The organism is Mycobacterium asiaticum (assembly GCF_001673635.1).
GTDB classification, from domain to species: domain Bacteria; phylum Actinomycetota; class Actinomycetes; order Mycobacteriales; family Mycobacteriaceae; genus Mycobacterium; species Mycobacterium asiaticum_C.
This window is the reverse complement of record NZ_LZMH01000069.1, coordinates 293,529-319,365: the sequence shown is the minus strand read 5'-3', so window position 1 is coordinate 319,365 and position 25,837 is coordinate 293,529. Positions and strand designations below refer to the sequence as shown.

At 64.3% G+C, this 25,837-nt stretch carries 27 protein-coding genes; 8 read left to right on the top strand and 19 right to left on the bottom strand.

Annotated features, from left to right (window positions below):
• Positions 1 to 35 precede the first annotated feature (35 nt).
• The 13 genes from A5645_RS20250 to A5645_RS20195 all read right to left on the bottom strand — a co-directional run bounded on the left by A5645_RS20250 (position 36) and on the right by A5645_RS20195 (position 10,785).
• A complete protein-coding gene (locus A5645_RS20250; protein ID WP_065130789.1) occupies positions 36 to 1,013 on the bottom strand; it encodes a YihY/virulence factor BrkB family protein in 978 nt (325 codons plus the stop codon).
• A 98-nt stretch (positions 1,014 to 1,111) separates the two neighbouring features.
• Entirely contained in the window at positions 1,112 to 1,531 is a 420-nt protein-coding gene (locus tag A5645_RS20245) for a hypothetical protein (protein ID WP_065130788.1), read from the bottom strand.
• The gene (locus tag A5645_RS20240) at positions 1,528 to 2,763 is read right to left on the bottom strand and encodes a cytochrome P450 (RefSeq protein ID WP_065130787.1); all 1,236 of its coding nucleotides are present in this window, start codon (positions 2,761 to 2,763) and stop codon (positions 1,528 to 1,530) included. Before A5645_RS20240 ends, A5645_RS20245 begins: the two co-directional genes overlap by 4 nt.
• Positions 2,760 to 3,812 (bottom strand): NAD(P)H-dependent amine dehydrogenase family protein, encoded by a 1,053-nt coding sequence (locus A5645_RS20235; protein WP_065130786.1) that lies wholly within the window; start codon positions 3,810 to 3,812, stop codon positions 2,760 to 2,762. The genes A5645_RS20240 and A5645_RS20235 overlap by 4 nt, the downstream gene beginning before the upstream one ends.
• Before the next feature lie 15 nt (positions 3,813 to 3,827).
• Positions 3,828 to 4,886 (bottom strand): NAD(P)H-dependent amine dehydrogenase family protein, encoded by a 1,059-nt coding sequence (locus A5645_RS20230; protein WP_253867077.1) that lies wholly within the window; start codon positions 4,884 to 4,886, stop codon positions 3,828 to 3,830.
• A complete protein-coding gene (locus A5645_RS20225; protein ID WP_065130785.1) occupies positions 4,883 to 5,317 on the bottom strand; it encodes a hypothetical protein in 435 nt (144 codons plus the stop codon). The genes A5645_RS20230 and A5645_RS20225 overlap by 4 nt, the downstream gene beginning before the upstream one ends.
• Positions 5,318 to 5,338: 21 nt before the next feature.
• On the bottom strand, positions 5,339 to 6,034 hold the full coding sequence (locus A5645_RS20220; RefSeq protein ID WP_065035402.1) for a hypothetical protein: 696 nt from the start codon (positions 6,032 to 6,034) through the stop codon (positions 5,339 to 5,341).
• Positions 6,031 to 6,162 (bottom strand): hypothetical protein, encoded by a 132-nt coding sequence (locus A5645_RS29150; protein WP_269199538.1) that lies wholly within the window; start codon positions 6,160 to 6,162, stop codon positions 6,031 to 6,033. The genes A5645_RS20220 and A5645_RS29150 overlap by 4 nt, the downstream gene beginning before the upstream one ends.
• A gap of 25 nt (positions 6,163 to 6,187) precedes the next feature.
• Positions 6,188 to 6,973, bottom strand: a complete 786-nt coding sequence (locus A5645_RS20215; RefSeq protein ID WP_065035403.1) for a CbbQ/NirQ/NorQ/GpvN family protein — start codon at positions 6,971 to 6,973, stop codon at positions 6,188 to 6,190.
• Complete coding sequence (locus A5645_RS20210; protein ID WP_172830577.1) at positions 6,970 to 8,472, bottom strand: nitric oxide reductase activation protein NorD; 1,503 nt, start codon at positions 8,470 to 8,472, stop codon at positions 6,970 to 6,972. The genes A5645_RS20215 and A5645_RS20210 overlap by 4 nt, the downstream gene beginning before the upstream one ends.
• Before the next feature lie 167 nt (positions 8,473 to 8,639).
• Entirely contained in the window at positions 8,640 to 9,245 is a 606-nt protein-coding gene (locus A5645_RS20205) for a TetR family transcriptional regulator (protein ID WP_065035405.1), read from the bottom strand.
• Between the two features lie 123 nt (positions 9,246 to 9,368).
• Positions 9,369 to 10,106, bottom strand: a complete 738-nt coding sequence (locus A5645_RS20200) for a hypothetical protein (protein ID WP_065130783.1) — start codon at positions 10,104 to 10,106, stop codon at positions 9,369 to 9,371.
• A 76-nt stretch (positions 10,107 to 10,182) separates the two neighbouring features.
• Positions 10,183 to 10,785, bottom strand: a complete 603-nt coding sequence (locus tag A5645_RS20195; protein WP_065035407.1) for a TetR family transcriptional regulator — start codon at positions 10,783 to 10,785, stop codon at positions 10,183 to 10,185.
• 169 nt (positions 10,786 to 10,954) lie between these two features.
• Here A5645_RS20195 and A5645_RS20190 point away from each other — a divergent pair, with 169 nt between their 5' ends.
• From A5645_RS20190 to A5645_RS20180, 3 genes are read left to right on the top strand one after another with little or no spacing between them, the layout of a single operon-like run.
• Entirely contained in the window at positions 10,955 to 11,743 is a 789-nt protein-coding gene (locus A5645_RS20190; protein ID WP_065130782.1) for an SDR family NAD(P)-dependent oxidoreductase, read from the top strand.
• Between the two features lie 11 nt (positions 11,744 to 11,754).
• Positions 11,755 to 12,834, top strand: coding sequence for an NAD(P)H-dependent amine dehydrogenase family protein (locus A5645_RS20185; RefSeq protein WP_065130781.1), 1,080 nt, complete (start codon positions 11,755 to 11,757; stop codon positions 12,832 to 12,834).
• Positions 12,835 to 12,836: 2 nt separating this feature from the next.
• Positions 12,837 to 13,928 carry an NAD(P)H-dependent amine dehydrogenase family protein gene (locus A5645_RS20180; RefSeq protein ID WP_065035410.1) on the top strand — a complete coding sequence of 364 codons (1,092 nt, stop codon included), beginning with the start codon at positions 12,837 to 12,839 and terminating at the stop codon, positions 13,926 to 13,928.
• Positions 13,929 to 13,961: 33 nt separating this feature from the next.
• Here A5645_RS20180 and A5645_RS20175 read toward each other — a convergent pair whose 3' ends face one another.
• Positions 13,962 to 14,165: a zinc-ribbon domain-containing protein gene (locus A5645_RS20175; RefSeq protein ID WP_065035411.1), complete on the bottom strand. Its 204-nt coding sequence runs from the start codon at positions 14,163 to 14,165 to the stop codon at positions 13,962 to 13,964.
• 116 nt (positions 14,166 to 14,281) lie between these two features.
• On the opposite strand from A5645_RS20175, the gene A5645_RS20170 reads away from it, so the two are divergent.
• Entirely contained in the window at positions 14,282 to 14,890 is a 609-nt protein-coding gene (locus A5645_RS20170; protein WP_065130780.1) for a hypothetical protein, read from the top strand.
• A gap of 52 nt (positions 14,891 to 14,942) precedes the next feature.
• Here the strand turns inward: A5645_RS20170 and A5645_RS20165 are convergent, their stop codons facing one another.
• Both A5645_RS20165 and A5645_RS20160 read right to left on the bottom strand, forming a co-directional pair.
• Positions 14,943 to 16,511: a long-chain-fatty-acid--CoA ligase gene (locus tag A5645_RS20165; RefSeq protein WP_065130779.1), complete on the bottom strand. Its 1,569-nt coding sequence runs from the start codon at positions 16,509 to 16,511 to the stop codon at positions 14,943 to 14,945.
• A 34-nt stretch (positions 16,512 to 16,545) separates the two neighbouring features.
• Positions 16,546 to 17,349, bottom strand: coding sequence for a mycofactocin-coupled SDR family oxidoreductase (locus A5645_RS20160; RefSeq protein WP_065035414.1), 804 nt, complete (start codon positions 17,347 to 17,349; stop codon positions 16,546 to 16,548).
• Positions 17,350 to 17,703: 354 nt separating this feature from the next.
• Between A5645_RS20160 and A5645_RS20155 the strand changes: the two genes are divergently transcribed.
• A complete protein-coding gene (locus tag A5645_RS20155; protein ID WP_065130778.1) occupies positions 17,704 to 18,663 on the top strand; it encodes a DNA polymerase domain-containing protein in 960 nt (319 codons plus the stop codon).
• Between the two features lie 9 nt (positions 18,664 to 18,672).
• Entirely contained in the window at positions 18,673 to 18,969 is a 297-nt protein-coding gene (locus A5645_RS20150; protein WP_065035416.1) for a hypothetical protein, read from the top strand.
• A gap of 4 nt (positions 18,970 to 18,973) precedes the next feature.
• On the opposite strand, the gene A5645_RS20145 is transcribed toward A5645_RS20150, so the two are convergent.
• Both A5645_RS20145 and A5645_RS20140 read right to left on the bottom strand, forming a co-directional pair.
• Positions 18,974 to 19,333 (bottom strand): nuclear transport factor 2 family protein, encoded by a 360-nt coding sequence (locus A5645_RS20145; RefSeq protein ID WP_231123098.1) that lies wholly within the window; start codon positions 19,331 to 19,333, stop codon positions 18,974 to 18,976.
• Positions 19,320 to 20,027 (bottom strand): SDR family NAD(P)-dependent oxidoreductase, encoded by a 708-nt coding sequence (locus A5645_RS20140; RefSeq protein WP_065130777.1) that lies wholly within the window; start codon positions 20,025 to 20,027, stop codon positions 19,320 to 19,322. The genes A5645_RS20145 and A5645_RS20140 overlap by 14 nt, the downstream gene beginning before the upstream one ends.
• Positions 20,028 to 20,116: 89 nt before the next feature.
• Here A5645_RS20140 and A5645_RS20135 point away from each other — a divergent pair, with 89 nt between their 5' ends.
• Complete coding sequence (locus tag A5645_RS20135) at positions 20,117 to 21,055, top strand: carbohydrate kinase family protein (protein WP_065130776.1); 939 nt, start codon at positions 20,117 to 20,119, stop codon at positions 21,053 to 21,055.
• Here A5645_RS20135 and A5645_RS20130 read toward each other — a convergent pair.
• A complete protein-coding gene (locus A5645_RS20130) occupies positions 21,034 to 22,383 on the bottom strand; it encodes a hypothetical protein (RefSeq protein ID WP_436405514.1) in 1,350 nt (449 codons plus the stop codon). The genes A5645_RS20135 and A5645_RS20130 overlap by 22 nt on opposite strands.
• 147 nt (positions 22,384 to 22,530) lie before the next feature.
• Between A5645_RS20130 and A5645_RS20125 the strand changes: the two genes are divergently transcribed.
• Positions 22,531 to 25,836: a LuxR C-terminal-related transcriptional regulator gene (locus A5645_RS20125; protein WP_253867076.1), complete on the top strand. Its 3,306-nt coding sequence runs from the start codon at positions 22,531 to 22,533 to the stop codon at positions 25,834 to 25,836.
• Position 25,837 lies beyond the last annotated feature (1 nt).

The window sequence follows — 25,837 nt, the reverse complement described above, 5'->3', positions numbered from 1 at the left end:
TTCCGAATCCGTCGTTACCGCAACATGTTAACGGCTCACGGCGCGTGCGTCTCCTTGCGGTGCAGATCGCTGAATTTCACGCTGACCCGTTGGAACCCCTTGACGCGTTCGGCTTTGGCTTTCCTGGTGTAGGTCTTACGGTCCGCGGGAGTCAGATCGACGTCGTCGGTGAAGGGGGTCAGCAATGCGCGCGGGTGCAGCTGCTCGACCAGGACGACGTTGATCTCGGCGCAGAGCACCAGCGTCGAGGAGATCAGGAACAAGAACGCCAGCATGCCGAGGACCAGCGCGAAGACGCTGTTGGTGGCGCTCGACGTCTTCACGACATGCCCGATGTAACCGGCACCGAACCATTGCAGCACCTGCCAGATAACTGCGCCGGCAAGCGCCCCCGGCAACACCTGTCGGTAGGTCAGCTCTCGCGCGGTGGTGACGCGGAACAGCACCAAGCAGATCACGGCGTTCATACACACCGTGATGACCGTGACACCGAGCTTGCCCACCATGCCCAGTGATCCGGTCACATGGCCGACGGCGGACAGGACAGTGGTGGCGATGGCAGCCGAGCCGAGCACCAGGAGCAGGATCAGGCTGTGTTTGCGGCTCCTGAACGGGTCGCGCCGTGCGTGCTTCGGCACGGCCCACACCGAATCCATCGCGTTCTGCACCGCCTGCCCGACACCCAGTCCGCCGTAGAGCGCGCCGAGAATGCCGACCACCACGGCGACCGTTCCTCCGCTGAGGCCTTCCGGCTGGTGTAGCTGGCTGCCGATGACCGGGAATTGGCTCAGCGTGCTTTGCAGCACCTGCGTCTGAAGATCCGGCCGGCCCCGAAGCAACACCCCAAGGCCGGTGGTCAGCAGCAACAGCAGCGGAAACAGCGAGACGAAGGCGTAGTAGGTGATCAGCGCGGCCAGGTATCCGCCCTGGTCGTCGAGGTATTTGTAGATGACCGCGACGACTATTCCCACGCCGCGGTTGCGTCGCTGCAGCCTGTCCAGCCAGCCCACCATCGCCGCTCACTTCAATCACACCGAAGCCATCCCCGCCCGCAGGGCTGCCGGTGAGATACCCCCAACGGCGCAATGTCAACCAGGCGCGCCGACAATGGTCACGGCAGGTTGGTGGCCAGGAACGTCAGCGGCAGCCCGCACACCGAAAGATCGATCTCTTCGAGGTAGTTGCCGTCGCCGGAGAAGCCCTGTCGGAATCGGGTGATCGAGCCGTACCGTTTGGCGATGTCTTCCGCGGCGGACGCGCCGGGAACCTGCACCACCACCGTGTAGACGCCGTCCCCGTGGGTGGAAAGGAATTCGTTCACCGATGCGGCGACCTCAGCGGTGGATCCCGGGTCGGGACTGATCAGTTCGATACCCCGGTCCCAGTCCAGCAGCACCCGCAGTCCCAACTCCTCCAGGGTGAGGTCGTTGAAGCTGAAGCCGAGTTCGGTGAACAGGCGCCCCACTTCGTCGTGCCGGTCCCGCTGCACCGCGAAGACGACGTGATGCAGCCGCGACGGCGCGTCGCTCATCGTTGCGGCCCGAACTCGACGGTCAGGCTGGTGGGTCCGCTCATGCCCATCATCGGCTTCCAGGGCGCCGGTCCGGCCCGACGGGCATCGGGCATCCGTCGCGCCAGAATCTTGAGCCCTTCGGCCAATTCCTTCCTGGCCAGGTTCGCGCCGAGGCAGTAGTGCGCACCGCCACCGAACGTCAACACCGCTGGCGCCCCCTGCCGGGTGATGTCGAAGCGGTCGGAATCGGGATAGATCTCGGGATCACGATTGGCCGCAAAGGAATTGACGAAGATGAACGCGCCGGCCGGGAAGGTGTATCCGCCGAACGCGACGTCCTCAGCTACGGTGCGGACCGTGCTACAGACGGCAGGCGAGTGACGCATGCTCTCTTCGACCGCGGACATGGCCAGTTCCGGACGCTCCCGCAGCAGCGCCCACTGTCCGGGATGATCCAGCAGCACCTGCAGGGAGGCGGCCAGTTGATTGCGGGTGGTGTCGGTGCCGGCAAGTAACAGTCCAGCCACCGTCATGCGCAATTCGTCAGCACTCAAGCGGTCACCGTCATCCTCGGCGCGGATGAGATCGGACAGCAGGTCTTCGGTCAGATGGTGCCGTCGTTCGGCGATCATGTCGTCGACGTAGGCGTCGAGTTCGGCCCACCCGCGCAGGACCGTCGGCATCTCCTCGACCAGGTTGACCGAGAAGTTGACCATCTTGAAGATCGCTTCGGCCCATCCTTCGAACTGGCCCCAATCTCCGCGTGGCGCACCGATTAACGCACAGATGACCGGGATCGGATAGTGCCGGGCGATATCGGTGACGATGTCGCAGCGGCCCGCGCCGGCTACGCCGTCGATCAGGTCGTTGAGCACCGTCTCGATCGTGTCGTCGAGCCGGGCGATCGCACGGGGCGTGAAGGCCCGCGAGACGAGGCTGCGCAACCGATGGTGTTCGGCGCCTTCGGCGCAGATGATGCTGCCGACGACCCGATCCCACAGTGGACCCGACGTCACGCCTTGGGCTGCCAAATGGAGGCCCGGTGGGATGACGAACCGGGTATCGCGGAGAATGCCTCGGGCAAGTTCGTGCGAAAGCACTTCGGGGCCAAGCGGGCCGAGGGCGATCGGGGCGACTTGTTGTGCCGCCCGGATTCGGCTGCAGACCGCATGTGGCGGTTCGTTGACGTCGTACTCGAGCGTTGGCAGTCCCGCATCGAAGATGCTGGGCGCACTGGTCGCGGCGGTCATTTGCGCACCAGTCCTCTTGGCCGGACCAAACCGAGATCGAGATGGGTCAGCCAACCCGGCGCGGCATCGCAAACGTCGGGGATGGCGTTGACAGCTCCCATCGCGGTCCAGTTGTAGCCGGGATGGCTCATCCTGCCGCCAGCAGACTCGACGCCTTCCAATGTCAGGGCGCTCGGCGGATCGCCGTCAATCACGATGCGGTACCGCGTCTTCCCCCAATCCCACGCAGGATCGATGCGGTCGGGGGCGCCGGTCAGATAGATGGCGTGAAAGACGATCAGAGGTTGGCCTTCGACCAACGCCGTCCAGGTGTGATGTTGCGCGGCCACCGTCCCGCTGGGAATCACACCGAGTTCGTGCGAAATGTCGCCGGTAGCGGTAGCGACGGCCAATTCGTGTTCGATGCCGTCGATTTCGACACCGAGGCCGTCCGCTAGCATGTACATCGATTGTGCGAAGAACGGCAAGCCCAGTCCCAGGATCGTTGGTGAAGAGAGGAATTCATCCTTAGCTTTGCCGAAGCCCAGCCAGTCGATGTGGTCCAGTGGCGCGTCGGCCAGCACGTTGACCACCTCGTACACCTCTATCCTGTCTACCCGACTGATGACGCGGGCGAGCGTCAGGGGCAACAGGTCACCGGCGTATCCCGGGTGGATGCCGCCGCCGTGGAAGCTGGTGCCGCCCTCGCGGCAGGCGGCTTCGATCTTTACGGCGTCCTGGCGAAAGTCCTTGGACGGGTGGAAGAATCCACTGGTGGTCACAACATTCTTGCCGGACCGCAACAGTCGACAGACGGTCTCGACGTCCATGATGATCGGCGTATAGAACACGCAGTCGGCGTCGGTTGCGACCACCGAGTCAATATCGTCGGTGGTAATGACCCCGGTCGGCGCAATGCCAACGATGTCCCCTGCGTCCTTGCCTACCTTTTCGGGCGTATGCACCAGGACCGCAACCAGTTCGAACACGGGGCTGTCTGCGAAATGCCGGAGCGCCACCTGCCCGACATCTCCGGTCATCCACTGGATGACGCGATAAGTCTTCGACATCGAATGTCCGTCCTTTCAGTTGCGTGCCAGCACGCCTCGCGGAAGTAGCAGGGGTAGATCGGTGTAGGTGGCGATGCCGGGCGGCGCCGCGACAACCGCGGGTATCGCCGTGATCGGGGGCATCGCGGTAATGGTCAGCCCGAGCATGATGTAGTCCTCGATCGATTCACCGTGAAAGTCCGGTGGCGGTTCGAAATTCAGCGTTGTCTTGATGGTGGGGCGGCCCTCGACCGTGACGGTGTAACCGAAGTTCGTCGACCAGGCCGGATCCAGGGACTGGCCCTTGGTCCAGACGGCGCGGAGCTCGACCACCTCGCGCGCATCGAAAGTCCCCTTCCACCGGACGTCGATGCCGGCCACACATCCCTTCTTGATCGTCCAGTCGCCCGGCAGCGCGAGATCTTCTGTGGTTTGGGCGTATTCGGTCGTGCAACTGATGTCGTCGAGGTGAACGCCGAGGGCATCGGCGAGCAGCTGCACCGCTTCGCGGAAGATGCCGGATCCCTTTTCGGTGATGGCGTGCAGATCCGGCTGGTCGATCGGGTACCCGAAGCCCATCGGTATCTCTGTTGCCGGCGAGTTGTAGATGCTGGTGTCGAAGGATTCGACGATCGCTATCCGGTCGACTCGGTCGGAGAGGCCGGCCGTGACGATCGCGAGAAGTTGAATGAACCCCGGGTTGATGCCGCTGCCGAAGATGGTCGCGCCGCCGTGCGCACAGGCGTCGCTGATGCGGTCCCGGGCGGAGCCCAGTTGGTGTCCGGTGATGAATTCTGAGGTGGTCACGACGTTGATTCCGGCTCGCAGAATGCGGGCCACCTCATCGGCATCGGCGAACATTGGGTTGTAGACGACGCAGTCGGGTTTCAGGCCGAGCAACGCATCGACATCGTCGGTGGCTTGGACTCCGAGGGGCGCGATGCCACATAGCTCCCCGACGTCACGGCCGACCTTCTCGGGCGACCACGCGTAGCAGCCGACGAGTTCAAGCAGTGAATTGGCGGTGATGGCGTGGACGGATTTCTTGCCCACGTTGCCCGTCGTCCACTGGACGACGCGCAGTTTGCGCGTCACGGCTTCGCGCCGGCCTGCTGTTGCGCGGCTTGGCGGGCGAGCCTTTCCTCATGGATGCGCACCAGTTCGCGGAACCCGAGTCGGTGGTATTTCGGGGTCGGCTGAATACCCCACACGTCTCTGGCGGTGTCCTTGCCTTCGGCGCCTTCCGGCGGACCCAGCGGCGGGTAGGGGTATTTGCACTCCAGATTGTCGTCGGAGTAGCGGACTTTGAGTAGCTCACTGCAGATCTCGGTGAGGCTCAACGTCGGATAGCCGTAGTAGACCGCCATAAACGGGAGCGTGAACGCGCCCTCGATGACCAGCGCCACCAGGCACACGAGTACCGCCCGCTTGATCCACTTGTGCATGCGCGCGTAATAGGGTGTCGTACCGGGTGGAAGGTCTTCTGCCGCTTCGTTTTCAGCTGTAGGTGATGGCGTGGTGGTCATGGGAGTGCTCCTTCAGCAGGCTCAGTCGGAGAAGATTTCACGGTTGACGGTGTGCAGGTACGGGATCGCAAGGAACGGCGTGATGTAGAAGATGTCGTAGAGCCACCAGCCGATCACCGGGAAAACCACTCCGGCATAGCGCACGTCGGCGTACATCGTCATGTTGAAGACGTAGGCGCACCAGATGACCGTGCCCATCCAGCACGTGATGATCATCCATTGATGGCCCCAGCGCTTCATCTGCAGGAACCCGATCGCCGCGGCGACCCGCATCGAGAACACGGTGAGAATCAGCCCGGCCACATAGGCCTTTTCACCCGGGCCTGCCGAGCCGCCGACCCACAGCTCGTTGTAGTGCCAGAAGTAGCCGGCGTCGAACATGTTGCCCCAGCCGATCATCAGCACCCGGTTGATCAGGGTGTGGTTGGCGACCAGATCCAACGCCCAGCCGAGGCTGTTGAGCATCCCGTCGATCAGCACGAGGTAGCCGATCAGCGTGACGATCATCGGGCGCACCGACAGGCCTGCACGCAGTGCCTGGCGCTGCAGCCACACCCCGCGCATGAAGATGGGGAAACCGATCAGGCCGGGAGCCCAACAACCCATCAGCCCGGCGCCGACGATCATCCATTTGTCGGCCCGTCGTTGCGCGCTTCGTGACTCGTCGTCGTGCTCGCTGAGGCCGACCGAGTCTTGCGGAGCGACAGAAAGACTCATAGATTCCACCAGCCCCGGGCAAAGGACATGTACAGCTGGATGCTGAACATGATCAGCAGGTAGCCGTAGATGAAGATCTGGAAGACGATGAGTGCCTTCTTGCGCTTGCGCTCTTGTTGGTCCACCATTTCGCTCTGCCTTTCCCTCGTGGTCCTAGGAGTTGCTCGCGACCAATGTCGCCGCCGCGACTTCACGCAAACCGTCGTTGATCGCACCGTCGGTGCTGAGCGGCGCGAGTATGCAGGCCTCGGCCGCGTTCATTTCGGAGGCGCCGGCCGCGATCAGTTTCGCCGCGGTGACCAGCACCCTCGTGGACGGCGGCTCGAAGTGAAAGACGTCGTCGGCGTTGCGAATAGCCTGGGCGCAGTGCACAAGACGCCTGGCCGTCGCGAGCTCCACCCCCGCCTCCGCGACGACCACCTCCGCCTCTTGCTCGGGCGGTAGGTATTTCATCGGGAGCGTGGCGAACCGTTGACGGAACGACGGCTTCAGCTCCTTCAGGGAGCTCCGGTAGGCGGGATTGTAGGAGCAGACCAGCATGAACGAATCAGGGGCCCGGACAACCTCGTCCGCGCGATCGAGGTAGAGAGCCCGGCGGTGATCGGTCAGCGAGTGCAGGATGGCCAACGAATCGTGCCGGGCCTCCACCACCTCGTCGAGATAACAGATTGCCCCTGCCTTGACGGCTCTGGTCAACGGACCGTCGGTCCACACGACGTCACCGCCGGTGACCATGAACCGGCCGACGAGATCGGAACTGGTGAGGTCGTCGTGGCAGCTGATGGTGACGACGGGTTGGCCAAGCAGCGCACCCATGTGTTCGACGAAGCGGGTCTTGCCGCAGCCGGTCGGGCCGGTGAGCATGACCGGAATGCGTTCGCGGTAGGCCTGTTCGAACAATTCGACTTCATTGCCGCTGGCGATGTAAGTGTCAGTCATGCGGCAACCAGCTCTCGGTGGACGTGGGCGAGCACCCGCGGGAGTTCCTCGACACGCTTGATGCGCCTGGACCGGCGCGACCCGAATACCTCGGGCAGGGGGTCGACGCGGGTGGGTCCGACACCCACGTAGTAGACGGAGACACCGGCGTCGTTGGCTTCCTCGACCGCGTGCGCCACGTCGGCCCACGCATAGCGGCCTTCATAGCCTTCATCGGAGATCAGTCCATCGCCGATCACGATGAGCAGGCGGCGCTCCGATGGCTGGGCCAACAGGCGTGACGTCAAGTGGCGAATCGGTGCGCCAAGCCTCGTGTAGCCACCGGTCATCAGGCCGAGGCTGCCCGGAGCCACGTATCGGCCGTCGCGAAAATCCTTGAGGCAGCGAACTTCGACGCGATGGCGGGTGTTTCCGGTGAACACGAAGATGCCGTGACGTTCGCGTGCGAGTGTCATCGCGCGCGATAGCGCGTCGGCGCATTCCAGTTCCAGCCGGAAGATCCGCCCGCCGTGCACACCCAATGACGAACTTCCGTCGAGTAACAACGCGGTGGTGACGTCGCGGCCGCTCGGCATGAGTTCCCGAAATATTCTGGGTTCGCTCGTCTGGGTGGTCATGGTGTCGATGTAGTGGCGGACGTATTGGTCGACGTCGAGGTCGGATCCGTCTTCGAGCCCATTGGTCATCGCGCGGTGCGTGTGTTCCTCGAACCATTTGCGAAGATGCGCCGAGAGCGGTTGCGGCTGACCGGCGCGCGGCCCGGGTGGGACTTCGAGAACCGCGACGTGGTCCTTCAGGAAGCTCTTGGTCCACGCATTCCATTCGGGGTAAGGAATGCCCTGTCGGCGATCGGGACTGATATCGAGATCGTTGTCCTCGGGTCGACTGGGCGGCGGCAGGTTGGGATTGCGCACGCCGCCGTCCCCGCCGACCGGTACGGAGTGCGCGCGGGGATGACGTTTCTGAGTTGTGGTCCACGGCATGCGGCCGAATCTCTTGATCGCACTGGCCAACCCGCGAGCACTCGAATAGGTGCGCGGTAGCGTGCCGAGCAGCGGATACTCCGGGAGCGCCCGTCCGGCACGCGCCATTTCTATTGCCCGGTCCAACATCCCCGCCGCATCGAGGTCTGGGTCGCCGACCTCGATGTCGGGCAACACCCTGCGCAACTCGGGCATCAACCCTGGCCAATTAGCGGCGATCCAGCCCAGGGCGACGCCGGCCTCGATGATCACCAGCGCGCGGTGTTCTCGGGCGGACAGATCGGTCAACCTGTATTGCGCGAGGCGATCTTTGGACGGCGAGCATTGCAGAGCGACCCCGCACGTCAGTGTCCGTAGCGTCCAGTCGCGGGCGAACGACGGGTAGGGGACGAGCACGATGTTCAAGGCGGGGCTCAAGCCGAAGCTGCGTTGGGCACCGGTCATCAACCGGGCGCCTTCACGGCGCCGGTCACTGAGCGCCACCGCCGTCAGGGCGCAACTGCGCTCCATCGACATCGCCGACGTGTCGGCCGCTTCGGTCACGTGCTTAGAACGTTCCGATGTTGGAGAACATCCAGTACCAGAACCAGATGATCAAAGCGGTACCGCCCCAAGCGGCGACGTACCGCAAAAGCTCCCAGACCATGTCCATATACGCCAATCTCCTTATCGGGTTGCGGGATTCATCGAGGCTCCAGGCTCCGGACGGCAGTAGCGATGAGCTGACCCAGCATCGCTTCGCGTGTGTGGCCGGACGGGGTCGTGCTCAGCGCACCGTAGACGCCCAGCAGAAATAAGACGGCGCTGTAGAACGGGTCGACATCAGCGTGCACTGCACCGAGATCGCGCGCTCGCTGAATTTCGTTGACCAGCAGCACAATCAGCGGGTGGTCGGTCCACTCCTCATCACGCGCGGGGCGGGTGGGGGAGAAATGGATACCTAGGAAGTCCCTGAAGAGCGGGCCGCCGAGCCGCTGTTCGAGATCGACGACGAGTCGTGCCACCTTGGTCAGCACGGCAACCAGGTCATGAGGCTTCGTCACAAAGCGCGCCAGTTCGGCGGCCATGCGCGCTTCTTCTCGAGTCTCCAGTTCGAGCAGGACATGCTCTTTGGTGGGGAAGTGGAAGAAGAACGTGCCGTGCGCGACGCCGGCGGCGCTGATGATCGCGCTCACTTCGGCGGCGGCCATTCCTGCCCGCTGAAACTCGGCCAGCGCCGCGCCGAGCAACCGCTGACGCGTTTGCAACCGCTGCGCTTCGCGCAGAGACGTTCTGACTTGGGCAGTCATCCTGCGCTCTGTTGTAGTCTCCTTGCTGACTGAAGTCAATAGAAGTAGCGTGGCGAGGCCGCTGAAAAGCTTATGATCATGGCTAAATCAGCTCAAGTGCTAAGGCACCGGCTATGACAAGAGTCAGTCAGAAAAGATCTCGCGATTGACCGTATGCAGGTAGGGGATCGCGAGGAATGGGGTGATGTAGAAGATGTCGTACAGCCACCAGCCGATGACGGGAAGGATGACGCCGGAAAAGCGCACGTCCGCGTACATGGTCATGTTGAACACGTAGCCGATCCAGATCACCACGCCCATCCAGCAGGTGATCACCATCCATTGGTGTCCCCACCGCTTCATCTGCAAGAAGCCGATCCCGGCCGCAATTCGCATGGTGAACACGGTGAAGATCAACCCGATCTCCCAGCCCTTCTCGCCGGGGCCGGCCGCGCCACCAATCCATAATTCGTTGAAGTGCCAGAAGTAGCCGGCGTCGAACATGTTGCCCCAGCCCACCAAAAGCACTCTGCCAAGCAAGGTGTGGTTGCCGACCATGTCCAACGCCCAACCCACCGTGTTGATGGCGGCGTCAATGACGACCAGATAGCCGAGCAGTGTGACGAGCATTGGCCGCACGGACAGGCCGGTTCGCTGCGCACGGCGGAGCAACCAGACTCCGCGCAGGAACAACGGAAGCCCGAAGATGCCGAGGGCGGCGGTGCCGATCAACAGCGAGCCCGAGATCAGCCATTTGTCGGCCTGCCGCTGGGCGAGCCGCGACTCCTCCATGTGCTCGTCGAAGGCCAGCCCGTCCCGGGTGCCGGGTGCGGAAACACCGTTTCCGGTGGAGCGACGGAAGTTCAGTGTGGGCAGATTCAAGGTTGCCTCCCCCGCCTGTTGTAGTCCACAAACTGACTAAGGTCAACACTGTCGGTGGCGGGGTGATTGGCCGTGACTATCGCACTCCGAGGCTTCGCAACGACCTGGTCACATAATCACCGAGCATGGCGTCGCGCGTCGGCCACGTGTTCGTCGTGGTCAACAGCGCATACAACCCCAGCAGAAAGAACACGGCGCTGTTCATCGGGTTCACGTCCGGATCAACGTGGCCGGCTTCCTGTGCCTGCGCGATCTCCTGGGCAAGGGCCACGATCACCGGATGGTCCCTGCCATCTTCTGCCGGCGGACGCGTCTGCGAAAAGTGCAGCGCCAAAAACTCTTTGAACAACACTTCGCCCAAACGGCGTTCCAGACCCGAGATCAACCGAACGGCCTCCCGCAGGGCATCCGCAAGGTCGTGCTCGGCTTCCAGGAATCGACCGAACTGGCTGGCGATACGCTGTTCCTCGCGGTGCTCCAGCTCGAGTAGCACGTGCTCTTTGGTGGGGAAATGAAAAAAGAAGGTGCCGTGGGCAACTCCCGCGGCGGCGACGATGGCCCCGACATCCGCTTCGGCCATGCCCGAGCGCTTGAACTCGGCCACCGCCGCACCCATCAGGCGCTCTCGCGTCTGTAGACGTTTGGTCTCGCGGACCGAAACCCGATTGCTCGACGTCATTGTTCCCTTCTGTTCCTAGGCGAGCCCCATTACAGACAGTATCGCGAGGATTACGGCCCGGTCGGGTGAGGTGAAGGCCCATCACCCAATCCGTCGTTGACTTAAGTCAGTTTCAGCCGTTAGATGGGAACGGCGCGGCGTCGTCCGCGGTCTGCGAGAGGGAGCTGGTATGGCTTTGGAGCAGTTCAACCTGGCTGGACAGGTCGCCATTGTTACGGGCGCCGGCAAGGGTGTGGGCCAAGGCATTGCGAGGGTGCTCGCGGAGGCCGGTGCGACGGTGGTTGGAACGGCGCGGACGGAGTCGGACATCGTGGCCACCATCGGCGGCATCGAGGCGGCCGGCGGCAAGGGGCTGGCACTGGTCGCCGACGCGATGAGCCGCCCGGACGGCGAACGCGTGGTCTCGACGGCTATCGAGCAATTCGGTCGGATCGACATCTTGATCAACAACGTCGGCGGGGCCACGTACGCCAGGTTTCTCGATATCACCGACGAAGATTTCCAACTCGCCTTCGACTGGTGCGTCAAGTCCACGTTCATCATGAGCCAGCTCGTCGCCCCGCACATGATCGAGGCCGGGCGCGGCAACATCGTCAACATCTCCTCCGGTTCAGCACGTTTCGGCATCCGCGCGCTGGCCGCGTACTGCACCGCCAAGGGCGCCCTGGAAGCTTTGACCCGCGCGATGGCCCAGGAGCTGGCCCCCAAGATCCGGGTCAACGCCATCGCACTTGGCTCGTTCGCCACCGACGGTCTACAGTCCAGCCTCGACCTGATGCCTGGATCGCTGGAGAAAATGCAGGAAGCCACCCCGCTGCATCGGCTCGGCAATGTCGAGGACCTCGGTCGCCTCTGCGTCTACCTGAGCACGACCGACTGCTACGCCACCAATGCGGTCTTTCATGTGGACGGCGGAATCGACTCTAACAACTCGCCTTTGCCGATACCGGACTACTGAGGAGGCTGCTGATGCGCCGGGTGATCCAGTTCTCCACCGGCAACGTGGGACGACATTCGTTGCGAGCCATCATCGGACGTCCAGACCTCGAATTGGTCGGAGTCCATGCCTCAAGCCCGGCGAAGGTCGGCAAGGATGCCGCCGAGTTGTGCGGGTTGGCCGAGCCGACCGGCATCACAGCCACCGACGATGTCGATGCGCTCGTCGCCCTCGGCGCCGACTGCGTGGTATACACGGCGCTGGGCGAGACCCGGCCGATGGAGGTCATCGATCAAATCACCAGATTCCTTGCCGGCGGCACCAATGTGGTTGGCACATCACTGGTTTGGCTTGCCAATCCGCGGCATGCCGATGACTGGCTGCGAGACCCGCTGCAGCGGGCGTGCGAGGCGGGCAACACCTCGCTGTACGTCAATGGCATTGACCCAGGGTTCTCCGGGGACACCCTGGTCTACTCGGCGTGCAGCCTTACTACTCGCATTTCCTCGATCACCGTCCAGGAAATATTCGACTACGCAAACTACGATGACTACGAATTCACCGGCAAGTCAATGGGTTTCGGGCTGAAACCGGATGACGACCCGCCCATGCTCTTCCTGCCCGGCGTTGTGGTGTCCATGTTCGGTGGCGCAGTACGGAATCTGGCCGACCATCTCGGGATCACACTCGACGAGGTGCGGCAACGCGATGAACGCTGGTACACCCCACAACCGATCGATTGCATCATGACCAAAGTCGAACCGGGCGGAATGGCCGCAGTCCGGTTCGCCGCTGAGGGCATCGTCGACGGGCAACCAGTGATCACGCTGGAGCACATAACCAGGCTCACCAACGCCGCGGCGCCCGATTGGCCCTACCCGCCAGACGGCCAATCCGGGGTACACCGGGTCGTCGCCGAGGGCGAACCTCGAATAGAGATCAACACACATGTCTCGCATCCGGTATTCGATACGACAGACGCCGGCTGTATCTCGACCGCCGCTCGGGCCATGAACGTCATTGACTGGGTCTGTCGTGCGCCCGCGGGATTGATTGCCGTCGATGAGATTCCACCCGCGGAGGCCCTCCGCGGCCTCATGTGGAAGGAGTAACGATGACGCAGACGGCGGAGAAAAAGTATCGCGTCATCCAGTGGGGCATCGGCAATGTCGGCACGCTCGCGCTGCGCCATTTCGCTGACAACCCCGTCTACGAGGTCGTCGGCGTGCTCTGTAGTCGCCCCGAGAAGGTCGGTAAAGACGCCGGCGAACTTGTCGGGGTGGCCCCGTTCGGTGTGCTCGCAACAACCGACAAGGCCGCCTTGGAAGCACTGGATGCGGACTGCGTGTTCTATGCACCGCTCTGGTCCGACATCGACGAGATCTGCCGCCTGCTGCGGGGCGGCAAGAACGTCGTCGCCTCCGGTGGTGCCTGGTGGTACCGAACCGAAACAAACGCCGCGGACATCGACAAGATTGCGGAAGCATGCCGCCAGGGCGGCACATCGTTTCACGGCGGCGGGATTCATCCTGGCTTCGCGGCGGACTTGCTGGTGCTGACGCTGTGCCGGATCGCGAGTCGGATCGACCGTATTCACATCTACGAAGTGGTGAACTTCAACAAGGACACGCTCAAGTACCTCGACGAAATGGGATTCGGGAAGGAACCCGCGGAATTCGAAGCGGGGAATCTGTTCGGGGCCGCGTGGCCCCTGTTCGCGCAGTCGCTGTCCATGGTGGTGGACGGCGTGGGCAAGACCGTCGACAAGTTCACGACAGAAACAAAGATCGGGCTGGCCACGCGCGACATTCCCTACGAGGGAACCGAAGACATGGATATGCCCGGATTGAAGGGGGTCATCAAGAAGGGCACCGTGGCATCCCAGCAGCACGAGTGGACGGCCTGGGTGGACGGCCGGCCCTTCATCACCCTGCATGAGATGTATTCGTTCATCGAGCACGACGCCATTGACCCCAGGCCCGACTGGGACGGCTACTACCACTACCGCCTGGTGGTGCAGGGCGACGTTTCCACCGAATTGATCCTGCGCGGCGCCGCCGATGAAAACGGTGATCACGGAAATCCCGGATACACGTGGACGGCGATGGGCCCGGTGAACGCCATCCCGGCGGTCTGCGATGCACCACCGGGGTTCCTCACCCACAAGGAACTTGGGCTGGTGACGCTACGCGGCGTGGTGCGCTGAAGGCTTCTGGACGAGCGGACTACACGAGCGCGCTCAGGCGGCAACGGCGGTACCACAGATGCCGCAGACCTCGAACTGTCGGCGACTCCACCGCGCGACCGGAACGAAGAACAGTGTGATCTGCTTGTACTCCTGCATCCGCGTCCACTGCGTCGTGTTGTGGCAGCGCGGACAGGTCCTGACCTCTCCGACGCCGAGGTACTTCTCCTTGTTGCCGTAGCTGAAGAAGAGCAACACGACACCAGCGTAGGGGTTTCGCCCCAGGACGGTCCCGGTGGGGGCAGCGTGGCGTCGAACGGTGTGGACTCCGGACCTGTTTGCCCAGACGCGATACGGGAACACAGATCAGGGTGATGGGCAACGATGAGGACCGGCTTGCATCGGCCAGTGAGTTATCCCCTGAACAGTTCACCGCTCTCGTGCTGCTCGCGGCGGCGCCGCCGGACAGGGTCGGCCAGGTGGTGGCCCGCCTGGTAGGCGATCACCTCACGATCGGCCCACTCGAAGTCGGCCCAGGCGGGATCGCGTCGGCAATGGCGCGAGGCAGGCGCGGGCGGGTCCGCGTCGCCACCTGTGATCACGACTACTGGCGCCAAATCGTCACTGTCCCAATCGCGCTCCGGGTGGAGGTACGCATAGCCGGGCAACTCGTCCGCTACCGCGGCAAGGTTGAGGTCCAGACGCGATTTCGGTTACGGCTCGACCCCCCGTGCACGGTGACCGTTGAGCTCGAAGAAGTGCAGAAACATTATGTCCGCACAACCGTCGATCCGGTCGGCTTCGGCGCTCGCCTCATCGGCTGGGTTGGTGGGGTCGATCAAATTGTCGCCGAGCAGGTCCTGTGTTACGTACAAGATCTAGTGGCAACTCCCGAGTTTGAAGCCGCCATGCACATTGACGTTGCGGGGCTGTTGGATCGCGCATGGGACGCCGGTCTGGTTGTCAAGCTGCCCGCAGGCTGATCGGTCCGCGAGCGGTCTGCACCGGATCACGCCACGCGTGCTTCGCTGGGGGTCACACGGTCGCGCGGTCGCGGCCGTCCCAATACGGCTTGCGCAGATCCTTTTTGAGGATCTTGCCAGTCGGGTTACGGGGCAGCGCGTCCGCAATGTCGATGGACTTGGGACACTTGTAGGCGGCCAGCCGTTCCCGGGTGAATGCGATCAGCTCCTGCTCGGTGACCTCACCCTCAAGGGCGACAACGGCTTTGACCACCTCGCCCCACTTCTCGTCCGGCACCCCGATCACGGCGACCTCCGTCACCGCCGGGTGTTCGGCCAAGACCCGCTCCACCTCGATCGAGTAGATGTTCTCCCCGCCCGAGATGATCATGTCCTTGAGCCGGTCCTCCACGAAGATGTAGCCGTCCTCGTCGACGCGGCCGATATCGCCGGTGCGGAACCAGCCGTCCGCGGTGATGGCTTCGGCCGTTGCCTCCGGCTTGTTGTGGTAGCCCTTCATCAATTGCGGTGAGCGAAACCACAATTCGCCCTGCTCGCCGATCGGCACGTCTTGCAGGGTGTAGGGGTCGACTACCCGCACCTCGGCGTTGGGCACCAGCGTCCCCGCACTGCTCAACCGCTCCGGATGGTCCTGCGCCCGGTGCGCCTCCGGGAGCAGGTGGCTGATCACACCGCACAATTCGGTCAGGCCGTAGGCCTGGATGAAATCGGTGTTCGGCCAGGCTTTCAGCGCCGCACGCAGCAGTGGCAGGGGCATTGGCGAGGCCCCGTACGAATACGTCTTGAGCGCGCCGAATAGTTTCACGGCGTCCTCACCGGTTTCGAGCACCTTGGCCAGCACTGCGGGAACCAGGAAGGTCCGGTTGGCGCCCTTGAGGATTGCCCCGGCCAGCGCCATGCCGTCGACGTCGCGGGTCATCACGCTCGGCACCCCATCGTGAATGCCGAACTGCACGTACGACGAACCGCCCACGTGGAACAGCGGCATGGACACCATGCTTTTGTCGCCGGGGTCGAAATCGAATCCCTCGTGTGCATTGAGCGTGTGCGCGATCATGTTCGCCTGCGTCAGCTCGACACCCTTTGGGCGCCCCGTAGTACCCGACGAGTACATGATGATGCACACATCGTCCGGTTCGACATCGGCGGAACGGTCGACCGGTGTCGCCTCGGCCAGCAGCGCCTCGTACTCGTCGCCGTCGGCGCCGTCGGGGGTGACCTCAAAGATGTGTTCCACGTTGGTGAGCGCTCCGCGTACCTTCTCCACGTTCGGCTTCAGCTCGGATCCCACGAGCAACACCTTGGCGCCCGAATCGTTGAGCACATAGTCGAGTTCGTCCGCCGCCAACCTGAAATTGATGATGGCGTTCGCAGCCCCCAGCGACGCGGCGGCGAGCGTCAGCTCGACGCAAGCCGGATGGTTCTTGTCCAGAAACGCCACCACATCCCCGCGCCGCACGCCGAGCTCGGTGAGAGCACCGGCCAACCGGCGCACCCGGTCATTCCACTGCGCCCAGGTCCAGTTCCGGTCCAGGTAGTCGATGGCTTCCTCGTCGGGTTTGGTGGCGGCCCAATGGGCGAGGCGCTCGTCGAGGAAGCGTGGGTCTGCTAGATCCGGCATGCCGTGAGCCTTCCATTGTCGGTCGAATAGGGCATCAGTTGATCCGCGCACTACCGCCCAGACCAATCTCCAACACGCTGCCGGTCACCACTCCGGGGTCGGTGACCAGGTAGACGACGCCGCGGCTGACATCCTGCGGTTGCAGCCACGGTTGCGGAATCGGGTTGGCCTTCATCATCCGGCGCACCAAGTCGTCGGGGATGTCGTCGCCGCCGGTGGGCTGCACCATCGGTGTCTGCGTCGTGGTCGGGCAGACGACGTTGACGGTAACTCCCTCTTTGGCGACCTCGAGGGCGACCGACTTGGCCAGTCCGATCACGCCCCACTTGGTGGCGTTGTAAGCCGCGAGTTCAGGGATGCCCATCCGACCGCCCATGGACGAGGTCACCACGACCCGGCCGAACCGCTGCCGCCGCATCACCGGGATGGCGGCCCGCAGCGTATGGAACACGCCGGTCAGATTGGTGTCGACCAGCTGCCGCCAGATCTCATCGGTGACCTCATCCAGCGGCCCGGTGCTGACCACGCCGGCGTTGGCCACCACGATGTCCAGGCTGCCCATGTCGTTGACGGTCTGCTCGACGACCGCGTTGACCTGCGCCGAATCCCGCACGTCGACGGCCACCGGCAGGCACCGCCGCCCCAGCTCTTCGACGAGCTTGGCCGTCTCGCGCAGGTCATCCTCGGTGCCGAGGGGATAGGTCAGGCCCGTCATCGGTGCCGGTGCGTCGGCGGCGACGATGTCGGCGCCTTCGGCCGCCAGCGCCAATGCATGCGCCCGGCCCTGCCCGCGGGCCCCTCCGGTGATTAGCGCAACCCGTCCATCCAAGACACCCATAGCGCGCAACGTTAGCGGGTGACTCTCAGCGCACCGGGAGCCTAGTGCCGCGTCCGGGGTAGTTCGGGCCTCGGGACGCAGGCACCGCGAACGCATCCCTGAACTCCGCGAGTCGGAGCGGGTAGCGCTCGGGGCGGCTGGTGACAACTGACATCGGAGCAGCCGGGACCGGGCGGCATCGGATCGGCGTGTGCGGGGGGTGGCCCGGCCAAGGTCAGCGCTGCCGCCGCCAACACTGCTGCCATCAACAACTTCACGGCGCGCACCCGCCCTCGAACTGACTGCATTTACCCAACACGATAGTCCTCGCGGCGCGGTTCGAAGCTGTCAATGTGATGCGCATAGGCTTTACATATGGGCGCCGGTGAGCAGCGGGCGGGAGTCGAGCTGACCAACCTGGACCAGCCGCTGAGTCCCGAGGCCGGCGCCACCAAGCGCGACCTGATCGACTACCTGGACGCGGTGGCCGACAGGATCCTGCCCGCACTGGCCGACCGTCCGTTGACCGTGCTGCGGGTGCTGCGCGGGCGCGCGCCTTTCATGCAGAAGAACGCACCCAAGTACACCCCGGACTGGGTGCGAACGGTGGTCATCTGGGCGGAGGCGTCCCATCGCGAGGTGCACTACCCGCTGTGCGACGACCGCCGGACGCTGCTGTGGCTCGCCAATCAGCGAGCTGTCGAATACCACCCCGCGTTGGGGTTGGCCGACAACATCTATCGGCCCACCCATCTCGTGCTCGACCTCGACCCGCCCGCCGAGGGCGGCTTTGCCGCGGTCGTGAAAGTCGCTCAGCTTGTGCGTCATGCGCTGCAGGACTGCGGTTTGGGCGGTGCGGTGAAGACCAGCGGCGCCAAGGGTATTCACGTGTTCGTACCGATCGACGACCACGCGCCGGTGGATGATGTCGCGGCGGCAACCCGGGCCCTCGCCGCCCGCGCCGAAGCGCTCGACCCTGCGCTGGCGACAACGGCGTTCATCGTGGAGGACCGCGCGGGGAAGGTGTTCGTCGACGCGACACGCGCGGGGGGTGCCACCGTGGCCGCCGCCTACAGCCCGCGACTGCGCCCAGGCACTCCGGTGTCATTTCCGTTGAACTGGTCCGACCTGGATCGGGTGAACCCCGCCGACTTCACCGTCCACTCGGCGATCGAAGCCCTCGGCGGCAGCGACCCCTGGGCCGACTCGATGCCCGGGCCGCAACGCCTGCCGCATGATCTGATTGAGCAAGGTCGCGCGATTCCGGTCGCTCGGGTGGCCGCGATGCATGAGGGAAAGCGACGTGCCCGGGCGAGACGGGCGAACGAGAACTGAGGAGCAGCGGTGTCTACGTTCAAGCGGTACCTCGGAATTCAATTCATGATATTCATCTTCGGCATCGTCGGGCCGATCTTCCTGATCATGTTCTTTGCGTCGCAGCCGGATCCGCAGATGCGGTGGGCGTTCTGGACAGGTTTGTTGATCACCTACGCCGACATCATGATCGCGCTGGCAATCACCAAGGGAACACTCGACAACGACAAACCGCCCTCGGACGTCCGCGTTGCGCTGGCGGTGGCAAAACGCCTGCAGGGTAAGCGGGACTTTGGGTTGGACGTCGACCCGTCGCTTTCCGATTAGTGGTTTATTCGGTCCGCGAAGCCTGGTAATAGGCGATCTTTCCCTCGCCCTCGGTGATCAAGACGCCGATGCGAACGCTGATCGTCGGCCGGTCGGGAAAGGAGAAGTCGGCGTGCAGGTATGCGAGCACGGCACCGGCAAGCGGACGGGTTTCCAGGATGTCATAGGACACCGTCATGCCGAGCGGTTGCGAGTCGTAGTACGCGGCAACGCCTTGCGGCCCAACGCTGTACGGCCGCAGACCCTGGAAGATGGCATCGTCGGTGAACAGCTCGGCGACCCGCTGCGGTTCGTGCGCGTCGATGTTCGCCTTCCAGCCGTCCATCACCGCACGAACCATCTGTGCTGCGTCAGTTTCCGGCACTTTGGCCTCCGTCCACGTGCAGAATCTCGCCGGTGACGAACGAGTTGCCCTCCAAGTAGAGCACCGCGTCGACAACTTCACTGATCTCACCGAGTCGTCCGAGCGGATGCATCCGAGCTAAAAAGTCGTGCGTCGACGGGTCATGCATCGGAGTGCGGATGTTGCCCAGCGCGACCGCGTTTACACGGATGCCGTGGTGCGCGTATTCGACCGCCAGCGCTTTGGTCGCGGCGTTGAGTCCGCCCTTGGTCAGGGACGCCAACGCCGAGGGAACCTGGGAGTTCGGGTGGTCGACAAGGCTGGTGGAGATGTTGACGACGTGCCCGCCGCCTTCGCGGGACAGCATGGCGGCGATGGCGGCACGCGAAACTTCAAAGAAGCCACGTAGATTCACTCCGGTGATCGCGTCGTAGTCTGCGTCGGTGTACTCCGTGAACGGCTTGGGTACGAAGATCCCGGCATTGTTGACCACGGTGTCGACCCGGCCGAAACGCTCCAGCGCCGCCGAGACAATGCGACCGCCGACCCCCGGCTGCGCGACGTCGCCCGGTACGGCGAGCACCAAGGGATCGCTGCTCTCGTTGATGCGGCGCGAGTTGGCCACCACGGCGTAGCCGCGGTCGCGGTAGCCGGCGACGAGTGCGTCACCGATCCCCTGCGAGGCGCCGGTGATGATGGCGACGCGTTCACTCATTGGCAGAACTCCTTTTGACTGTGGTGCACTCGTCAACGACCATTTGGCTGCGGTGAATTCCGGCCGCCCAGAGTGAATGGAACCACACTGTGACTCAGCCCGACATCGCCGTCGTCGGCGTCCACGTCCTTGACACGCACATCGTCGGGGTTGCCTCGATTCCGGAGGGGTCCGACGGTCAGCTGGTGGAGACGATCAAGGTGTCCCCGGCCGGCACCGCGGGTGGCACCGCCGTCGTGCTGAGCCGCCTCGGAGCCCGCGTCCGCTCCTATGGAGCCATCGGCGCCGACTCGCTCGGCGACATCCTGTTGTCGTTGCTCGGGTCCAATGGTGTGGATGTCGGGGGTTTGGCGCGGGTCCCGGGGAGCCAGACCTCGGCGTCGGTGATTCCGGTGCGGCCCAACGGTGATCGGCCCGCATGGCACTGTGTGGGAGCCAACGCCGCCTTCAGCCTTGATGCGGTCGACCTCGACGAGGTCGCCGGCGTTACCCATGTGCATCTGGGGGGTCCTGAGTTCCTGGGCGGGACCGCTGCCGCAACACTGCTGCGGCACGCCAAGGCCAACGGCTGCAGCACCTCGATCGACATTCTGGCTGCCGGTGACCCGGGCCTGCTGGCCTGGATTACCGAAGCCTTTCCGTACGCCGACTACCTGTTGCCCAATGACGAGCAGGTCCTTGGCTTCACCGGTGAGGCTGACCTGGAAACGGGCGCGCGGAAGCTGCTGTCCGCCGGCGTGGGTTGTGTCGCGGTCACCAGAGGGCAGGAGGGCGCGCTGGTGGTCACCGCGGATGACGCCTTCGCGGTGCCCGCCTATGCGGTGGACGTCGTCGACACCACCGGATGCGGCGACGCGTTCTCCGCGGGATTCATCCTCGGCCGCGCTCTGGAGCGTGATCTGGCCGAGTCAGCGCGGCTGGGCTGCGCTGTGGCGGCGCACGTGGCCGGCGGCCTGGGCACCGATGCCGGGGCGTACGACCTTGCGGTCGTCGACGATTTCGCCGCTCAGAACCAGGGCCCGGGGTAACGGCCGTCGGCGTCCTGCACCAGCACGATCTCCTTGCAGTCGCCCCGCTGGGCGGGCGCCGTCTCACCCTGGCAGACCAGCGTCCAGCCCGTTATCCGGCCGAACGGTCGGCCCGACCAGGTGGATGCGACCGGGTCGGTGCTGGGCAGGGCGAGCACCGAGAACGTGCCGCCGGTGTTGGTCACATACAGGTGGTCACCGAAGAACGACAGCTTCGAGATCGGCTGTTTCTTGGCGTCGTCTCGGTTGGTCAGCAGATCCCAGTGCTGGGTGCGCAGATTCCACACGCCGTAGCCGAACTGCGACGTATCCGAGCCGCGGCCGTCGACGAACAACTTCCCGTCCGACAAAGTCGCCACCAGGCCGCCACCGGAAATCCGTTCGCTGTCAACGATTTTGATCAGTGCGCGGGTTCCCAGGTCGAAAAACTCGGTGGACATCACCGGTGGGTTCTGGGAATCCCAATGGGTGATCTGCACCAATTTGTCTGGCCCGTCGGCTAACTCGCCCTCTACGGTGGCGACGTCATTGTCTTGATAGATGGGTTCGCCTGTGGGCAGGCGTAATTCCGCGCCTACCGTGCTGCCGGGCACGGTGCTGCGCGGGAAGGACAGCACGTCTTGCCAAACTCGCCCCTGCTGGGGGTCAGCCCACAGCTCAGCCAGATCGGTGTTGGAAAGGACCACCGTCCGCGGAGGTGCGGGCGTTCCACGGGCATCGGCGTAAGCGTTGATCCAGGCGACGCCGGTTGTGGTCGGCGCAAGTCGCCAGTCCTTTGCGGCGGCCAGTTTGAGCTCGGGGTTGGGTGGTTGCAGATCCCTGGTGGCCAGCGGCTGACTGGACTTCAGGTCGAACACGTAGGCGGTGGTCCTTGCGGCGCCGGGCTGCGGCCCGTTCTGCGGTTTGACGGTGGTGACGACGTACACGACCTTCATGTCGCTGACGTTGTTCGACAGCGCGCACATGGCGCCGGTGACGGTTTCGCCGGCCGCGACCGCAGGCACCGCCGGCATGATCAAATCGGCGGATTTCGGGTCCAGGATTTTGGGCCGAATGTCTTCGAGTGCGGATTTGCTGGCCGAGAATTCACTCGGGCACCCAAAGTAGACGGTTTCCCCGTAGGTTTTCCAATCTTTCGCCAACGCGCTGATGTGCTGGGGTGGCGGCGCAACGGTGTTGGGCGGCGGCTTGACGGTGGAGGGCGTGGTGTGGGCGGCGGGGGGTGTGACGGTCGCGGTGGTGGCACAAGAGGCAATGGCCAGGCAGGCAAAAGCGGCGGCCAGCGCACGCATGCACTTGGACGCGAACAGCCCGATAGGCACTCTCATGGCGTTTCCCCCCGCTGAGTGGTGTCCATTGAGCCTAAAGGCGTTGGCTGCGGACGGCGAATCGGGCATTTCCGGTGGCGGGAAAGACGGTTCTTTGCGAGTTTGCACGGATGTTTTGCTGTGGGTAGCGCCGAGATGCTGGATAGCATGAGCGCAACAGCCCGTCTGGACACGTTGAACTGGAGCGACTTGGGCGTGCACGAGCTGCCGACCGGCACGGTGACGCTGCTACTTGCGGACATCGAAGGTTCCACGCGGCTCTGGGAGACCCGGCCCGAGGAGGCCGCGGCCGCCGTCGCGCGGCTGGACCACACCCTGAGGGATCTTGTCGGCACGCATCACGGCGTTCGGCCCATCGACCAGGGCGAAGGGGACAGCTTCGTCGTCGCGTTCAAACGGGCCGGCGATGCGGTGGCTTGTGCGCTCGCGCTGCAACTGGCCGACCTCACGCCGATCCGGCTGCGCATCGGCCTGCACACCGGCGATATCCAGCTGCGCGATCCAGACAGTGGCGAGGCCAGTTACATCGGACCGGCCATCAACCGCACGGGCCGGCTGCGCGACCTGGCCCACGGTGGCCAAACTGTGCTGTCGAGTGCGACCGAGGCGATGGTTCTCGACAACTTGCCTGCCGACGCGTGGCTGTCGGAGTTGGGGACCTACCAACTGCGCGACCTCCCGCGCCCGGAACGGGTGCTGCAGCTGTGCCATTCGGATCTCGACAACGAGTTTCCACCGCTGCGAACAGTGAAAACGGTTGCTAAGCACAATCTTCCGGCCCAGCTGACTACCTTCATCGGGCGTGCAGAACAGGTCAGCGAGGTGCGTGATGCACTATCCGGCGGCCGGCTGGTGACGTTGACCGGAGCGGGCGGGGTAGGCAAGACCCGCCTGGCTGTAGAGGCTGCGGCTTCGATGGCCGAGGGAATGGACGGCGGAGTGTGGTTCGTTGACCTGGCTCCGATCGCCGACCCGGACATCGTGCTGATCGCGGTGGCGCGCGCGCTGGGTCTGCCCGATCAGCCGAGCCGCTCCACCAGGGAGACGCTGCTGGCGTTCATCGGCGACCGGCAGATGCTCGTTGTGTTGGACAACTGCGAGCATCTCCTGGATGCGACGGCGTCGGCCATCAAAGCGTTGCTCGGCGGCTGCGCCGGGTTGCGACTGCTGGTCACCAGCCGCGAGCCGATCGGTGTCGCGGGCGAGGCGACGCGACGGGTGCCGTCGCTGTCGCTGGACGATGAGGCGATCGAATTGTTCGTCGATCGTGCGCGCCTGGTCCGGCCCGATTTCGTGGTAGGTGAAAACGGGCTTGCGGTCAGCGAGATCTGCCGGCGGCTCGACGGCATGCCGCTGGCGATCGAGCTTGCGGCGGCGCGGGTGCGTGCGCTGTCGGTCGAAGAGATCCGGGACAGCCTGCACGACCGGTTCCGTCTGCTCACCGGCACCACCCGCATGGCGGTGCGTCGCCAGCAAACTTTGCGCGCGTCGGTCGACTGGTCACACGCTCTCCTGACCCAAGCCGAACAGGTGCTGTTCCGCCGGCTGGCAGTGTTCGTTGGCGGCTTCGACCTGGCGGCGGCGCGCGCTGTTGCCGGGGGCAGCGACGTCGAGCGCTACCAGGTCTTGGATCAAGTCACCCTGTTGGTCGACAAGTCGCTTGTCGTGGCCGAAAACGCCAATGGAGCAACGCGATACCGGTTGCTTGAGACCGTGCGTCAGTACGCGCTGGAGAAGCTGGGTGAGTCCGGGGAAGGCGAGGACGTGCGTGCCCGGCACCGCGACCATTACCTGGCCATCGCGGGCGCACTCGACGACCCGGCCCGAGCGAGCGACGGGCGGTACATCGCGCTGGCCGAAGCGGAGATTGACAATCTGCGGGCGGCGTTCGGTTGGAGTCTCGACAGGGGAGATATCGAAACCGCATTGCGAATGGCGTCCTTACTGGCCCCGCTCTGGGTGGTTCGCGGTCGCATTCAAGAGGCCCTGATGGGCTGGTTCGATGCCGCACTCGCCGAAAGCCACTCCGGCGAAGTATCACCGTCCGCGGTGTCGCGCGCGTTAGCCGACAAGGCCGTCCTGCACACCTGGGCTGTCGGTACCGATGGCGGTGATTGGGCCGAGCAGGCGGTGGGGATGGCTCGTGAGATCGGCGACCCGGCTCTGCTGTTGCGGGCGCTCACCGCCCGTGCCGTCATGGCCGCCAGTCAGGGCGAAGCGAAACAGGACTACTTCGACGAGACTTTCAACTTGGCGCGCTCCTTGGGCGATAAGTGGACTCTTGGCCAGGTGCTCGGCTGGCAGGCAAGCTTCGCATTCCTGGCCGGCGATCCGACAAACGTGCGGCAAGTAGCCGGCGAGGGGTACCGAATGGCGACCGAGAGCGGCGATCGATTCACTCTTCGGTACTGCGGCATCTGGCTCGCCTGGGCGCAATTGGTCAATGGCGATGTGGTCGGCGCCGCATCCCGACTGCGCGAGATCGAAATCGACGCGCAGGCGACCCAGGACGCACTTTCGTGGGTTTTGGCCACGATCTTTGGCGGCCTGGCGCTGTCGTACCGTGGCGATATTCCGGCCGCGCGGCTTGTGCTGAGCGCGCCGATGGGGGTGATCACCGATCTCGGTGGTCTCTGGCTGGGCAATGCCCATGGTGTGCATGCTCAGGCGGCCCTGGCTGCAGGCGCCGTCGGCGACCTTGCATCGGCAAGCACCGCGGCCTGGGAGGAGCTGCAGGTCAACCGTTTTCATCAACAGATGTACCTCTACTTGCGCGCAGAGGCAGCAATGGCCCAGAACGACCTGGACAGGGCGCGTCGGCAGGCCGACGCCGCCGTCGCGGAGAGCGTGGGCTGGCATCGGCTGTTATCGCTGGCGACTCGGGCACGCGTAGCGATCGCCGAAGGGAAATCGGAAGCGGCGGAACGGGACGTGCATGACGCCCTGGCTTCGGCGGTCAGCCTCGAAGGGGTGCTCGCCGTCCCCCAACTCTTCGAACTGCTGGCGACATTGAACGTGGATGCCGACCGTCACGCCGAGGCAGCCAGGCTCCTCGGTGCTGCGCAAGCACTGCGGCAGCGGATGGGCGCTGTCCGGTTCAAGTCCTATGACGGCGATCATGACCGAGCGATCACTGCCCTGCGGGAGGCGTTGAGCGACAACGATTTCGACGTGGTGTGGGCGGAAGGCGCCGCCTTGTCCACCGAGGAGGCGATCGCCTACGCGCAACGGGGCCGCGGCCAACGGAAGCGCCCGAGTAGTGGATGGGGATCGCTCACACCCGCCGAGCGCGCTGTTGTCGACCTGGTGAGTAACGGTTTGGCGAACAAGGCTATCGCCGCAAAGCTATTCATCTCATTGCGGACGGTGGAGAGTCACCTCACCCACATTTACACCAAGCTGGCTCTTTCCTCGCGGGTGCAACTCGTTCAGGAGGCGGCGCGCCAGGCGTGAT

Excerpts from the sequence above, each read along its gene's own strand:
- A5645_RS20240 (WP_065130787.1), bottom strand. The coding sequence starts at position 2,763 with ATGACCGCCGCGACCAGTGCGCCCAGCATCTTCGATGCGGGACTGCCA.
- A5645_RS20185 (WP_065130781.1), top strand. The coding sequence starts at position 11,755 with ATGCGCCGGGTGATCCAGTTCTCCACCGGCAACGTGGGACGACATTCG.
- A5645_RS20130 (WP_436405514.1), bottom strand. The coding sequence starts at position 22,383 with ATGAGAGTGCCTATCGGGCTGTTCGCGTCCAAGTGCATGCGTGCGCTG.
- A5645_RS20125 (WP_253867076.1), top strand. The coding sequence starts at position 22,531 with ATGAGCGCAACAGCCCGTCTGGACACGTTGAACTGGAGCGACTTGGGC.
- A5645_RS20190 (WP_065130782.1), top strand. The coding sequence starts at position 10,955 with ATGGCTTTGGAGCAGTTCAACCTGGCTGGACAGGTCGCCATTGTTACG.
- A5645_RS20160 (WP_065035414.1), bottom strand. The coding sequence starts at position 17,349 with ATGGGTGTCTTGGATGGACGGGTTGCGCTAATCACCGGAGGGGCCCGC.
- A5645_RS20250 (WP_065130789.1), bottom strand. The coding sequence starts at position 1,013 with ATGGTGGGCTGGCTGGACAGGCTGCAGCGACGCAACCGCGGCGTGGGA.
- A5645_RS20245 (WP_065130788.1), bottom strand. The coding sequence starts at position 1,531 with ATGAGCGACGCGCCGTCGCGGCTGCATCACGTCGTCTTCGCGGTGCAG.
- A5645_RS20140 (WP_065130777.1), bottom strand. The coding sequence starts at position 20,027 with ATGAGTGAACGCGTCGCCATCATCACCGGCGCCTCGCAGGGGATCGGT.
- A5645_RS20170 (WP_065130780.1), top strand. The coding sequence starts at position 14,282 with ATGGGCAACGATGAGGACCGGCTTGCATCGGCCAGTGAGTTATCCCCT.
- A5645_RS20210 (WP_172830577.1), bottom strand. The coding sequence starts at position 8,472 with ATGTCGATGGAGCGCAGTTGCGCCCTGACGGCGGTGGCGCTCAGTGAC.
- A5645_RS29150 (WP_269199538.1), bottom strand. The coding sequence starts at position 6,162 with ATGGTGGACCAACAAGAGCGCAAGCGCAAGAAGGCACTCATCGTCTTC.
- A5645_RS20165 (WP_065130779.1), bottom strand. The coding sequence starts at position 16,511 with ATGCCGGATCTAGCAGACCCACGCTTCCTCGACGAGCGCCTCGCCCAT.
- A5645_RS20180 (WP_065035410.1), top strand. The coding sequence starts at position 12,837 with ATGACGCAGACGGCGGAGAAAAAGTATCGCGTCATCCAGTGGGGCATC.
- A5645_RS20215 (WP_065035403.1), bottom strand. The coding sequence starts at position 6,973 with ATGACTGACACTTACATCGCCAGCGGCAATGAAGTCGAATTGTTCGAA.
- A5645_RS20220 (WP_065035402.1), bottom strand. The coding sequence starts at position 6,034 with ATGAGTCTTTCTGTCGCTCCGCAAGACTCGGTCGGCCTCAGCGAGCAC.
- A5645_RS20155 (WP_065130778.1), top strand. The coding sequence starts at position 17,704 with ATGGGCGCCGGTGAGCAGCGGGCGGGAGTCGAGCTGACCAACCTGGAC.
- A5645_RS20225 (WP_065130785.1), bottom strand. The coding sequence starts at position 5,317 with ATGACCACCACGCCATCACCTACAGCTGAAAACGAAGCGGCAGAAGAC.
- A5645_RS20235 (WP_065130786.1), bottom strand. The coding sequence starts at position 3,812 with ATGTCGAAGACTTATCGCGTCATCCAGTGGATGACCGGAGATGTCGGG.
- A5645_RS20205 (WP_065035405.1), bottom strand. The coding sequence starts at position 9,245 with ATGACTGCCCAAGTCAGAACGTCTCTGCGCGAAGCGCAGCGGTTGCAA.
- A5645_RS20195 (WP_065035407.1), bottom strand. The coding sequence starts at position 10,785 with ATGACGTCGAGCAATCGGGTTTCGGTCCGCGAGACCAAACGTCTACAG.